We start from the raw sequence: 12,546 nt of genomic DNA, 5'->3' as shown, positions 1-12,546 counted from the left end.
TTACTTAACCAGTTGAAAGCCAAGCGCAAAAAGTCCAAGTGCGACCTAGCGGACGTACAAGCAATCTTGGATATGCTGGGTAGTTTGTTGCCTTAACTCACCGATCGTTCCCGGCACGGAACTTCGATCGCTTCAGTCACACTATGCGTATGTTGTGACTCTGGGTTTTTGGGTTCCGACCGGGAAGCGGACAGTATAAATGAGAAATCATTTGACACGACAGAGGACGGGATAGCGTTCTAAGGTTTAGCCGCCCATCATAGGCGGCTAAGGTAAAAAAAGCAAGGTAGAACAGTCAAGGTAGGATAGAAGATTGATAGAAGAGCTCGCTTGTAAGCAGGCATCAGGTAAGAGACACTGGGGTAGGTAAATGGGTCACAGTAATGGCTGAAATACCCAAAAAAAGGCTCTTTTGCTAGAGTGTTGATAGAAATCGAGTAGTTAAAGTCTGAAAGTATGGAAAAATCGTTGTTAAGCCTAGTCTGGATGGATTACCGGTTGTCTGTGTTATTAACAATTTCGATCCCGCTGGTAGTGCTGATTTGGGCTGTTGTGGCAAAAGCTGAGGCGATCATCCGTTTGTCGATTATTTATTGGCGGGTGGCGAGTTTGCTGGCAATTACACTTTACCTGATGATGGCTGCGCTGCCTGTGAGCTTTGTGTCGTCGGTGATTGCCAGGGCCTTAATTCCTGCTAGTCTGTGGTTTTGGGAGGATTTAAACGAAGAAATTGCCGATCGACCGCAGTCGCCCCTGAAACTGGCTTTTACAGCTTGGCGGTGGGCGATTACTGTTTACAGCGGTTTGGGCGCTCTAGCTCAACTTTTCTTCTTAAGCTGTGCCTTTAAATCTCAAATTCAGATAATTGATGAACCTTTTTGCCGCGTTTGGTTAGATCCACCTTGGCTGTACAAACAAATGTTTCACCCTACGGCAAACCCTCAATTTTTGGGATTGTTGGGTATGATAGGTTTAGCAATTTATGTACTTTACTTGTCATATTTTGTGCTAATTAGGCTAGGAAAACAGGGGAGGTCAGCTACCGGAAATTAAGTTTAGTTGAAGTTAGTATTTTCCTCCTAAATTGCAGCTAAAATTTTCCACAAAAAGCTCATAAATCCCAAAGAAAAACAGCCGGGGCGCATCTACGAAAGAATCAAACTAACACCAGGGTGGCGGACGTGACCCGCCCAAAAACGGATACAAGGCCCCACTCCTGTCGTGGAGATATAAAAATTTTAGACTAAGGTTCAAGCTTCCAGATTCATCTGTGGAGTAAATCTAAAATCTAAAATCTAAAATCTAAAATCGACTGACAGCAATGTTATTGGGAAAGACTGTGATGGATAGCAAACAAGCCTACTTACAGTGCTTAGACAGGCTGATTTGGGCGATCGATCGCCTGGAAGCAAAAGTCGAACCAAGTGAACTCGCTCGGATTGCCGAACTGATTGTTCAGCCGATGATGGGGCCCTGGCGGTTTTTTCACACTCCCGAACATATTTTTGATGTGGGGGGAGATGAAGACGCGATCGAGGTTTTGGCAGCTTTATTTCACGATACCGTCTACCTGCAAGTCGATCGCAGCATTAACTTTAACGTCAGCTACTACATCACTCCTGTTGCAAAAGAGGTTAACCAACACCTACAAATTCGGGATAAATCTGAACTGCCTGCGGATGCTACCTTCGAGATGGTAATGCTGGTATTCAATTTTGTACCGGGCGAAGTCCTCAATCCTTTGGCTGGACAAAACGAATTTCTCAGCGCTGTGGTAGCAGCAAAAGCTCTAGAACCATTTCTAAAACGCGAGCAATTGCTTCAAATTGCAGGCTGCATTGAAGCAACCATTCCTTTTCGCGTCGCCGATTCGGGAGTAACGGTAAGCCAGCGCCTTTATGAGCGCTTGCAAGCAATAAATAGCCTGTTTAACCTCAGTTTAACGGACGAGGAAATGCGGGAAACGGTCAAAAAAGCTGTGCGAATCTCTAACCGGGATGTGATGAGTTTTGCTCACCATAGTTCAGCCCATTTTTTGGCAAATACCTGGAATTTACTGCCGGAAACCAATCACAATCTCATCTGCTGGGGTTTTTACACGGTTCGCGACTACCGAGTTGCTTTGGTGAAGATGGAAGGTTTTCTGAATTATCTCAAGCCCGAAATAATTTTCCGACAGTTTGAGGGATATCCAGACGATCGCACCTATCAGCGCTGGGAAACTACTGCTAAGTACAATCTCGAAATTGCGAAGCTTTATTTGGGGTGCAAACTGGCTGCCCTAGCCCTGCTAGAAGCTCTTTCTTCAGGTTTGGGGATAGATGTTTCTCTGGCGATGATGATGGGAGGATTTCCAGATCAAGCTGCTAACTGCGTGCGCCTAGAAAGCTTTTTTCCAGAAATAGAGAAACCTTACCAACCTAAAAGTGGTTTAGAAGCGGAAGTATTGAATTTATTAGAAAATGGGCGGGCTAAAAGCACTTCTAAAACCGATTTGGAGAACTCGCCACTGACAACGTTTGTGGTGAAAATTGTTGGCTTTGACGAAATGCGCTATCAGTGCGATCGAGCTAAGGAATTTTTTCGAGAAAATCTCAACGCCGACGACTTTATTTCCGACTTTAACCCGATAGTTACAGAAATTGTCATTGATTCAATTCTCAAGTTGTTTGACAGCCGGAAATCTACTATCTACCGATACTACGATATCACTTCTAAGTTAAAGTCACAACCCCAGACCAATTTTCCCGCTCGCCCTTTTCGCTCACATGGTTAACTAGCTTTAAATACAGTATTTTTGCCTCCTCTATATAAAAAACTATTACTCACCTTATACAAGAGTGCAGCGATTACACCGTGACAGGATTGATTGCCTAGCCAACCTACGTCAATCAGCCTATCCCTCCCGACACCAACAGCCCTACAGGTATGGTGTGGGGCTTCCGGCAAAGATGCTACTAAAAGTTGATAAAAAATGGAAATTCGCTGCTGTTTGCCTTTGACAATTACTTTGTACAAAACGGATTTGATAGCGGGCTGTCACTCATCTGAGCTACCCCAGATAAGCGTCACTATAAAAAGCGACTGTTAAAGCACTTCCACCCACAGCTACAACTGGGGAATAGCAAGTTCAAACGACTTGCGAACCACTAATCCCCAATCAAACCATGCAAACCACAAATTCAATTTACGCTCAATTGCCTCTTTGCTCTTCACTGCCCACAGTGAAACGAAATAATAGTACCACTGCCAATCAAAACGTGCGCTATCTCCAACAATCCTTAGTTAAAAACGGATATCCCGTCGCAACTGATGGATTCTTCGGCCCAAAAACCGAACAAGCAGTCATCAAATTTCAAAAGGAAAATAAGATTGCTGTTGATGGCATTGTCGGCCCTCAAACTTGGAGTCTATTAGGCGCTTGTTATACAGATGAACCCGGATGTTAAATCCAAGTTAACTAATCCTAGGCGCACGGCTAGCAAGAAACTGGGTTTTTTCACAACAATACTTCGTTTCAGTCTCCAGAAACGCTAAAAAAACTGGTGGTTGAGCGAAGCCGAAACCCCGTTTCTGCCCGTCAAAAGTGCATCCAGGACTATTAACATCATTTCCGCACTTCTCTGCTTTCAAACAACTTGCAAACAACCAATGGAGACTCAAACTATGCAAACCACAAACGCAATTCGCACTGAATTACCTTCCTGCCGTTATTTTCCCCTACTCAAACGCAACGATGGTGTCACCCAAAATGAGGACGTTCGCTACCTCCAGCGGCTCTTGAACGCCAGCGGATTTTCCCTAAATACTGATGGAGGATTCGGCCCGAAAACCCAACAAGCAGTAATCAATTTTCAAAAGCAACAACAACTCGTTGCTGATGGCATTGTCGGCCCTAAAACTTGGAATAAATTGGGCGTTTGTACAACTATATTTTAAAGTTTGTACAACCATATTTTAAACAGAGTAGGGCGTGCAGTGTGCGCCCTATTTCTCCGTCGAAGTTTCCACCCCACACCACCCCTCCGGGGCTCCGTACATTCGATACTTGCGAGCTCGTTTGAAATACAGCATTGCTACCCGATCGTCAGGATTGATTTGTAAAATATTCTGAAATATTTTTTGGGCGGCAACAAATTTTTGCTCGTAGTAAAAATTGAGAGCTTCTTGAAAAACCTCCGCAGTTTGCTGCTTGAGTACAATGCTCTGCTCTGTTTCTGTCTCGTAAATTTCAAACACTGACACAGCATTTGTCTTTCCTTTCACCGTTACTCGATCGACAAACCTGTACTTATATCTTTCTGGATCGTCGAGGCGATCGATAATTGCACCGCTAACTAGAATGCCCGCGCCGTAAACCTTAGTCAATCCTTCCAAACGAGACGCGAGATTCACCGCATCAGCAATCACCGTACTTTCCATCCGTTCTCGCTCGCCAATCGTACCCAACATCAAATTGCCCGCGTGCAAACCGACGCCGATCTCGATCGGAAACAAGCCATTTTTTTCTCGCTGCTGGTTATAGAGATTTACTTCTTTCTGCATATCAATTGCTGCTCGCACCCCATCAGATGGAGATGTAGGAAACAGTGCCATGACTGCATCCCCAATGTATTTGTCAATAAACCCATTATTTTTCCTGATTACAGGGCTAACCCTTCCCAAGTAAGTATTAATAAATGCAAAATTTTCATCCGGTGTCATCTTTTCCGAAAGCGCCGTAAACGAGCGAATATCCGCAAACAGCACTGTCATATCTCTTTCCTGATGTTCGCCTAATTTTACTTCAATAATACTCGGCTTTTCCAGCAAGTTTAGAAAATCGTGCGGCACAAACCTGCCGTAGGCTGCATTCAGTTTAGCAAGGCGAATTTGCGTGTTAATTCTCGCCAACAATTCCTTTTTGATAAAAGGTTTAGTTACATAATCATTTGCTTCTAAGTTAAAAGCTTCTACCAAGTCGGTAGTTAGATTTTTGGCCGTCAGCATCAGAATCGGCATTTCTAAAGGCGAGTATTTTTTGCGAACTTCTCGACACACTTCATAACCCGTCATCTGCGGCATCATTACGTCGAGTAAAATTAAGTCGGGCTTAAATCCTGATTCAATCAGATTTAAAGCTTCTAAGCCGTTGCTCGCTTGAGTAATCTCGTAGTTGGCTAGAGAAAGACTGTTGATGATGACATGAATATTAATCGGCTCATCATCCACTACCAAAATTTTTAATTTTTCACTTTCTAGCGACTCGCTATTGTCTGATACCTGAGAATTTATTATAGAGGATTGGCGGGCTAGTTCAGGAGTGATAAAAATGGGAGAACCCTCGGTTAAATGCGGCTGTATGCTGCTAAATTCCGGCTGACTCTCAGATAGGGGCAAAGTAAAGGTGAATTGGGAACCGACGCCTACAGTTGAAGATACCGAAATTTTGCCTCCGTGCAATTCAACTAATTGCTTGGCAACCGTTAACCCTAAACCAGTGCCGCCATATTCTCTAGCTGTAGAACCGTCAGCTTGTTCAAAGGATTCAAAAATTCGGTCTAATTTATCTTCGGGGATGCCAATACCAGTGTCGGATACAGTAATCGCTAATTGGGAATTAGACGGTGATTGTGCGTTGCCCGTTACCAATTCTGCGGAAATTTCAACTCTGCCACTTTCGGTAAACTTAATCGCATTGCCGATTAAGTTGTAAAGTATTTGCTGCAAGCGATTCTCGTCGGCTGCTATTGGCGGCAATTCAGGAGCAACTGAGTTAATCAATTGCAAGTTTTTTTTCCCTACTAATGGCTGAGACAAAGTGACAATTACAGAGACTATTTCTCGAATACCGACGGACTTAATTTGCAGTTCTATAGTTTTGTGTTTGAGCTGCGAAAAATCTAAAAGATCGTTAATTAAAGAAGACAATCTTTTCCCCGATGATGAAATCAAAGCTAAGTTAAAATTTGTTGGTTCTGGCAGTTGTCCGGTAGCACCGTCTATTAAAGATTCTGCAATCCCAATAATGCCGTTGAGGGGAGTGCGGAGTTCGTGGGAAGTATTGGCTAAAAACTCGTCTTTCAGTTTGTCCAGTCGCTGCAATTCGGTATTTTTAGTTTCTAAGGCAGTAAAAGATGCTTGCAGTTGTGCTGCCATGCTGTTAAAAGCAGCGGCAAGTACGCCCAACTCGTCGGAGCGATCGAGCTTTACAGTTTGGTCAAATTGTCCTTCAGATAAAGCTATTGCTGCATTTTTTAATTTTATAAGAGGTTTGATAATCCAGCGAGAAGTGAGAATTCCTAACACACTTGCCATGCCCAAAGCTGCCAGACATAGCAACACTGTAGTTCGGTTGCCCGCATGAATTTGTTCCATAAAGTCGGCTTCGGGAACAACAACGACAATCAGCAAATCTAAACCCTTGTCGTCTTGGAATGGCAGGACTTTTAAAAATTGCTGCTTCCCGTTTATCTCAAAATGGATTTGCTGCGATTTGGTAATTTGCTGAAAGTTTTGAAAGTGACTTTCTAAATATTTAGCTGTAGTTTGCGTTACTGGATCGCTGCTTTCTGTAACTTTAAACAGTTCTTTTTTACCGTTTTTGGTGCGGAAAGGTTTTTCGGGTGTGGAAGTTGCCAGCAGCGTGCCGTTTCTTTCGATAATAAAAGTTTGACAGGATTTACCTATTTTGAGGCTGTTTAAAAATTGACCGATACTGTCGAGACGCAACGCAGCAATTAATACTCCTTCTAGCTGTTTCTGGCTGTTGTAAACTGGTTGCAGCGCGCTGAGGATTAAGGTGGGTTCTAGGAAGGATATATAAACTGAACTCCAAGTTGGTTTGGCTTCTAGAGCCGCATAGGAGTAGGAAGGGTGCTGTCGGATGTCGAAGTTTTTGACGGAGGCTGCTACTGTAGTGCGATCGCCCGTATCATTAGTATTGTAAGAATAAAAATCAAAATTTGTAGAAGGGCCCGATGCGTTAATCAATAAAGTGCCGTTCGACATCTTTTCGCCGGTGCGATATTCTCCATCTTGATTAGCGATCGACGTAAAATTGATATAAGGATACAATTGCACTTGCCGCCACAGATATTTTTCCCAAGCTGACAAGTCTTTCATGTTCACAAAACCCAGTTTCACCGCATCCAGCTTGCTTTGATTGATTTGATGCGGAGTTTCCAGATAAGTTCTCAAATTTTGCTCAATGCGATTGCTCACCTCCCCCATCAACTGACCGGCAAGGTCATTCACTGCTCTTTGAGAGTTTTTAAATGATAAGTATCCTACAATACCCACCGCTGCAAATACTTGCAAGACAAACGGAACTATGAGTACGGTTTGCAGCGTTGCTTTTCTTGAAAGTTTTGCCACTAAGTGCTTGAGAGAAAGAGTGGACATAACATTAATTTAGCTTGAAAGACACAGTTAATACTTGGAGCGAAGATTTACCGCCGGCAACTATTCTAAGCCATTTTGTACTTAAACAAAACTTACGCAAGAAAAGCCTGATTCTTGGTTTCTTCGTGAATCGCGGTCCAACCTGAGATTTTTCAGAGAAACTGAGTTTATTTCTCGCATACCTTTCCGCAGTATATTCGAGTTTGAAGTCAAAAGCACCGCACTCGACGGCGTATCTTTCAGGAATACTCCCCATTTTGGGGCCGAATGCTTCGGCTTAAATGTATTATGACGGAGGCCAGGTACAAAAAACCGGATAAACACATAAAAATTTCTGCCGTCAGCTTAATGTTACTTTTACTACTTTTCATCCAAAGCTTCTATCCCCGACCATCCTTGTGGCACTCCATACATTCGATTCTTCAGAGAGCGCTGAGAGTAAATTGCTGCTAACTTATCTTGAGGATTTCTGGCGCAAATCTTACTGAATAATTTTTGCACTTCTGTAGAATTTTGCTCGAAATAAAGCTCCAGACCTTTTTGGAACTCCGCAGCGGTTGCCTGTTTTAGTTGAATGCTTTGTTCTGTTTCTGCATCATAAATTTCAAACACTGACACGGCTGATTTTTTCCCTTTTACTGGGACTCGATCGACAAATCGCCACATATATTTTTTTCGATCGCCTAAACGCTCTAAAATTGAGTCACTAACTAGAATCCAGGCCCAGTAAACAGTTATTTATTAGCTCTGAGTTGCAACTTGTCCGAGCTGAAATCAACAAGCAAAAAGTTAGCATAAATAGCAGCGAATATCCCCACGCTAAACGCTGTTTAATAAAGTTTTGAATAAAAAACGATAATGGGAACCTAGTCTTTCGGTGGCTCATAAAATATCGGACAAGTAGGTTTTGGAGTCAGAAAATCTTCCCGATGTTTTTTACAGGATTTATAGAATGTGCGCTTACTTCCTGCTGTTAAAAAAGGTCGAATTAAAAATAAAATTTTAGCGGGCTGTCCATGAAATTAGCCGCAAAATTAAGCTATATTATAGCAGATTTCAGGAAAGTGACATTTGCTATGGCTGACTCTATTGCTCGCCGCTTGGAACAATACACGGTAAAACGATCGCACGAAGTTTTAATCGTCAAGGCCGAAATTGACGGCGAATTCGATGAAATTGCTATTTTTAAAGGCTTTTCTAGCTCTCTGACGCGATCGACCGCTTTCGATCCAGAGGTTCCTGTTTTGCCGGAGGAAGCAAAAATTGTCAGTGTCGATCGCGTGGAGAGCCCCTACAATCCAAATAACCCCCGCTATCTTCAGCAGGGGTTATCTTGGGAAACCATGCAATCTCTATTGTCCGAGGCCGGAGTTTAGCAAAACATTAGGGACACAACGCGAGAAAAACAGCAGGGACACAACAATGTTGTGTCCCTACTACAAAAGCACTATGTCCTTAACCTTAGAGCTAGATCGTGCCGCCGGCAGCTTGGAAACGAGCTCTCGCGCGTTTGATGGCTTGCTTAGCTTGAATTTGCTCTTGCAAAGTGCCGCTAGTAGCCTTTTGCAAACGAGCTTCTGCTTCGGTGTAAGCAGTACGAGCAGCTTCTTTATCAATGGTTTCGCCTTTTTCAGCGCCGTTGACAAGAATAGTAACTTTGTTTTCTTGGATTTCTGCAAAGCCACCCATCAGAGCAATAGACACCCATTCCTTGCCGGGACGGACGCGCATCACTCCGGTATCCAAAGCTGTCAACATGGGAGCGTGACCGCTCAAGATACCCAGTTGGCCTGTGGTGCTCGGCAGAATTACTTCTTCAGCATTAGAATCCCAAACAGTTTTGTCTGGGGCCACTACGCGCACAGTTAATGTCATAAATTGTCCTTAGTCATTAGTCATTAGTCATTAGTCAGCAGTCAGCAGTCACCAGTCATTAGTAATTAGTCATTAGTCAGCCGTCGGCTATCATCAGTCACTTAGTTGTTAACAGTTAACAGTTAACAGTTAACAACTAATGACCAATGACTAATGACCAATGACTAATGACCAATGACTAAAATTACTTGGCGTCAGCTTTCATTTTTTCAGCTTTGGCGATCGCCTCGTTGATATCGCCCACCAAATAGAAAGCTTGTTCAGGTAATTCGTCCAGTTCGCCAGCCAAAATCATCTGGAAGCCCTTAATGGTGTCTGCCAGCTTGACGTACTTGCCGGGGGAACCGGTGAACACTTCAGCCACAAAGAACGGTTGAGACAAGAACCGTTCAATTTTGCGAGCGCGAGAAACGGTCAAGCGGTCATCTTCAGACAGCTCGTCCAAGCCCAAAATCGCAATAATGTCTTGCAATTCCTTATAGCGTTGCAGAGTAGACTGCACCTGACGAGCAACACCATAGTGCTCTTCACCGACAACGCTAACTTGCAACATCGTAGACGTAGAATCCAGCGGGTCAACCGCAGGATAAATCCCCTTCGCAGCCAAGCCGCGAGACAACACAGTTGTAGCGTCCAAGTGAGCAAAAGTCGTAGCCGGTGCGGGGTCAGTCAAGTCATCCGCAGGCACGTACACAGCTTGAACTGAAGTAATCGAACCTTCGGTAGTCGAAGTAATCCGTTCTTGCAAGTCGCCCATGTCTGTACCGAGAGTCGGCTGATATCCCACAGCCGAAGGCATCCGACCCAACAGAGCCGATACCTCAGAACCCGCTTGCACAAACCGGAAGATATTGTCAATGAACAGCAGCACGTCTTGCTTGCTGACATCGCGGAAGTATTCGGCCATCGCCAGAGCCGACAGGCCCACGCGCATCCGAGCACCAGGCGGCTCGTTCATTTGACCGTAAACCAGAGCAATTTTCGACTTGCTGCGGTCTTCTTCGTCAATAACCCCCGACTCGATCATTTCTTTGTAGAGGTCATTACCTTCGCGGGTGCGCTCGCCCACACCGCCGAACACCGACACGCCACCGTGAGCCTTGGCGATGTTGTTCACGAGTTCCATCATAATCACGGTTTTGCCGACGCCTGCGCCGCCGAACAAACCGATTTTGCCGCCGCGACGGTACGGAGCCAGGAGGTCGATCACCTTGATCCCGGTTTCAAACACCGAAGGCTTGGTTTCCAGTTCGGTGAAAGCCGGCGGGTTGCGGTGGATAGGCATACTTTCGGAAGTATTGACCGGGCCGAGGTTGTCTACGGGTTGACCGATGACGTTAAAAATCCGGCCGAGAGTTGGGATGCCGACGGGAACTTGGATTGCTTCCCCGGTATCTACTACTTCCATGCCACGCACCAAGCCGTCGGTGGTACTCATAGAAACGGCGCGCACTTGGCTGTCTCCGAGCAGTTGTTGAACTTCGCAGGTAACGGCAACCTCTTGACCTGCTTCGTTTTTGCCGGAAATTGTGAGAGCGTTATAGATTTGGGGCAGTTTGCCGCCTGGGAATTTTACGTCTACAACTGGCCCGATGATTTGGGTGATGTAGCCTACGTTCGTTTTTTCTGCGGTGGATACCATGAATAGTGCCTTTGTTAGGATGCTATTTTTCCCGTTATGGAAAAAGTCTTAACATTTAGAAATGCTATTTCTCAGAGTACCACTGAACAGACTCACTATTTAGATTTGTATGGGGCTGGTTAATAGTCATTTTTATGGTTACTGCCCTCGCTTTTTTTTCCTGCGAGCTGCAGCCAAAGCCCCGATACCCAGCATCGTCCCAAACACGGTGACTGGTTCGGGGACTGGTTCGGGGGCTAACTCAGCCGGCACGGGGAAGTCTTGGAAGCGACGGTTGTTTCCTCCGGCCTCGTCGAAGGAGCTTTGTCTAGGCTGAGCCTGTTGTGTCCTTGTTTCGGGGGCTAACTGAGCCAACACGGTGAAGTCTTGGAAGTCTTGGTCGTTTCCTCCGGCATCGTCGAAGGAGATTTTTGTGCCCTGAGCCAGTTGGGCCCTTGTGACGGATGAATATTGCCCTGGGCCATTACCGCCGTTGATGTTGGTAAATGAGTCGGTGGAGTTGGGGTCGAGCAAAAAGTTGCCAAACACGGCTTGCTGACAACCCGCCACCAGACACTCATCTCTCCGGAAGTGGGTGCCGGCGGCCCACCATTCGGGGCTATTCATGAAGGTGCTCGACGAGACGTACTGCTCGAGTGGTTGACCGGTGCCGGTGTCGCTCCACAGCAGCAGGGCATAAATTTGACCCTTCAAAAATCTGAAGGTTTGGGTGATGGAGCCGTTGTCCGAGGTGACTGCGTTGCCGAAGCTTCCCTGCCAGTCATCGGCGCTGCCGTTATCTGAGGGTTGAGTCTCGTAAAACAGTCGGGCGATGTTGCTGTAGCCAGTGTTTCCTGAGTCAGCTTGGGCTACCCACAAGCTCGACTGGTAACCGCCGTGAGATTGGTGGAAGGTAAAGTTTATAGTGGTATCTCGATCGAACTGGATGCCGTCAGTGCCAAACATGAAAGCTCGGACGGGCGTGCAGATGCTCAGCAACATTGTGGTTGCCAAGCTGACGACTGTAAAAGATGTTTTTTTGACTAGCGTTAAGGTAGTCATAACCCTGATTCCTCCTGTATTGTTAGGTAGTAAGGCCCAAAATGCCCTAAATGCCATGTTGCCGTGACGCGAATAGACGATCGCGAGCCTGCGATATTTAGGACGATCGTCAAACCTACAGAAGAGACTCCACACCAGTGAATCTACAGAGCGATATCACTTAAATGTGTTTTTGACTAAATGAGTGCTTCTTCTAAGAGTTTTCACTGACACCCGACTGCCACAGTTTAATCTGTAACAGCAAGATTTTCACCCTGCGTATAGTTCCAACCTACTACATTTACTTCGTGTCGGTAACGGTCTCAAGCGGAATGCAAGACTTGCCCATACTACCTTTCATCAAAAATACATACAAATTTTACTCAATCTTTATAAAATTTTAGTAAACTTCATCAAAAAAATATAATTATTTTGAGATAAATTCTGCTGTTCGGTCAGTTGCTCGTCAAAGCGCGCTGCAAGCTGCTGGGCCGATGCAGAAAGAAGCGGTGGCGACCGCAAGTAGGGATTTGAGGGAGTTTTTTTCCACTCTAATACCATTTTTTTAAAGATGTGATAGACTTATGTAAGAAGTAAAGGAGCCAATAAAAATGTCTGGTCGCCCT

11 protein-coding genes are annotated in these 12,546 nt (G+C 45.1%); 5 read left to right on the top strand and 6 right to left on the bottom strand.

Going from position 1 to position 12,546, the window contains the following annotated elements:
* The first annotated feature begins 456 nt into the window (after nucleotides 1-456).
* The 4 genes from QUB06_RS32455 to QUB06_RS32440 all read left to right on the top strand — a co-directional run bounded on the left by QUB06_RS32455 (nucleotide 457) and on the right by QUB06_RS32440 (nucleotide 3,939).
* A complete protein-coding gene (locus tag QUB06_RS32455) occupies nucleotides 457-1,053 on the top strand; it encodes a DUF3177 family protein (protein ID WP_333438779.1) in 597 nt (198 codons plus the stop codon).
* 268 nt (nucleotides 1,054-1,321) lie between these two features.
* Nucleotides 1,322-2,776: a hypothetical protein gene (locus QUB06_RS32450; RefSeq protein ID WP_333438778.1), complete on the top strand. Its 1,455-nt coding sequence runs from the start codon at nucleotides 1,322-1,324 to the stop codon at nucleotides 2,774-2,776.
* 391 nt (nucleotides 2,777-3,167) lie between these two features.
* Nucleotides 3,168-3,449 (top strand): peptidoglycan-binding domain-containing protein, encoded by a 282-nt coding sequence (locus QUB06_RS32445; protein ID WP_333290399.1) that lies wholly within the window; start codon nucleotides 3,168-3,170, stop codon nucleotides 3,447-3,449.
* Between the two features lie 217 nt (nucleotides 3,450-3,666).
* Nucleotides 3,667-3,939: a peptidoglycan-binding domain-containing protein gene (locus tag QUB06_RS32440; RefSeq protein WP_333438777.1), complete on the top strand. Its 273-nt coding sequence runs from the start codon at nucleotides 3,667-3,669 to the stop codon at nucleotides 3,937-3,939.
* Between the two features lie 48 nt (nucleotides 3,940-3,987).
* Here the strand turns inward: QUB06_RS32440 and QUB06_RS32435 are convergent, their stop codons facing one another.
* Complete coding sequence (locus QUB06_RS32435) at nucleotides 3,988-7,383, bottom strand: ATP-binding protein (protein ID WP_333438776.1); 3,396 nt, start codon at nucleotides 7,381-7,383, stop codon at nucleotides 3,988-3,990.
* A gap of 360 nt (nucleotides 7,384-7,743) precedes the next feature.
* Entirely contained in the window at nucleotides 7,744-8,001 is a 258-nt protein-coding gene (locus QUB06_RS32430; protein WP_333438775.1) for a hypothetical protein, read from the bottom strand.
* Between the two features lie 458 nt (nucleotides 8,002-8,459).
* Here QUB06_RS32430 and QUB06_RS32425 point away from each other — a divergent pair, with 458 nt between their 5' ends.
* Nucleotides 8,460-8,759: a DUF7734 family protein gene (locus QUB06_RS32425; protein WP_190743481.1), complete on the top strand. Its 300-nt coding sequence runs from the start codon at nucleotides 8,460-8,462 to the stop codon at nucleotides 8,757-8,759.
* Nucleotides 8,760-8,850: 91 nt separating this feature from the next.
* On the opposite strand, the gene atpC is transcribed toward QUB06_RS32425, so the two are convergent.
* The 4 genes from atpC to QUB06_RS32405 all read right to left on the bottom strand — a co-directional run bounded on the left by atpC (nucleotide 8,851) and on the right by QUB06_RS32405 (nucleotide 12,481).
* Nucleotides 8,851-9,258, bottom strand: a complete 408-nt coding sequence (atpC, locus tag QUB06_RS32420; protein ID WP_333100443.1) for an ATP synthase F1 subunit epsilon — start codon at nucleotides 9,256-9,258, stop codon at nucleotides 8,851-8,853.
* 184 nt (nucleotides 9,259-9,442) lie between these two features.
* Nucleotides 9,443-10,900 (bottom strand): F0F1 ATP synthase subunit beta, encoded by a 1,458-nt coding sequence (atpD, locus tag QUB06_RS32415; protein ID WP_333438774.1) that lies wholly within the window; start codon nucleotides 10,898-10,900, stop codon nucleotides 9,443-9,445.
* Nucleotides 10,901-11,038: 138 nt separating this feature from the next.
* The gene (locus QUB06_RS32410) at nucleotides 11,039-11,941 is read right to left on the bottom strand and encodes a PEP-CTERM sorting domain-containing protein (protein ID WP_333438773.1); all 903 of its coding nucleotides are present in this window, start codon (nucleotides 11,939-11,941) and stop codon (nucleotides 11,039-11,041) included.
* Nucleotides 11,942-12,310: 369 nt separating this feature from the next.
* The gene (locus tag QUB06_RS32405; protein WP_333438772.1) at nucleotides 12,311-12,481 is read right to left on the bottom strand and encodes a hypothetical protein; all 171 of its coding nucleotides are present in this window, start codon (nucleotides 12,479-12,481) and stop codon (nucleotides 12,311-12,313) included.
* Between the last annotated feature and the right edge of the window lie 65 nt (nucleotides 12,482-12,546).

This window comes from Microcoleus sp. D2_18a_D3 (assembly GCF_036702455.1).
Classification (GTDB): Bacteria; Cyanobacteriota; Cyanobacteriia; order Cyanobacteriales; family Microcoleaceae; genus Microcoleus.
The sequence above is the reverse complement of the archived record's forward strand: the minus strand, read 5'-3'. Positions and strand labels throughout refer to the sequence as shown.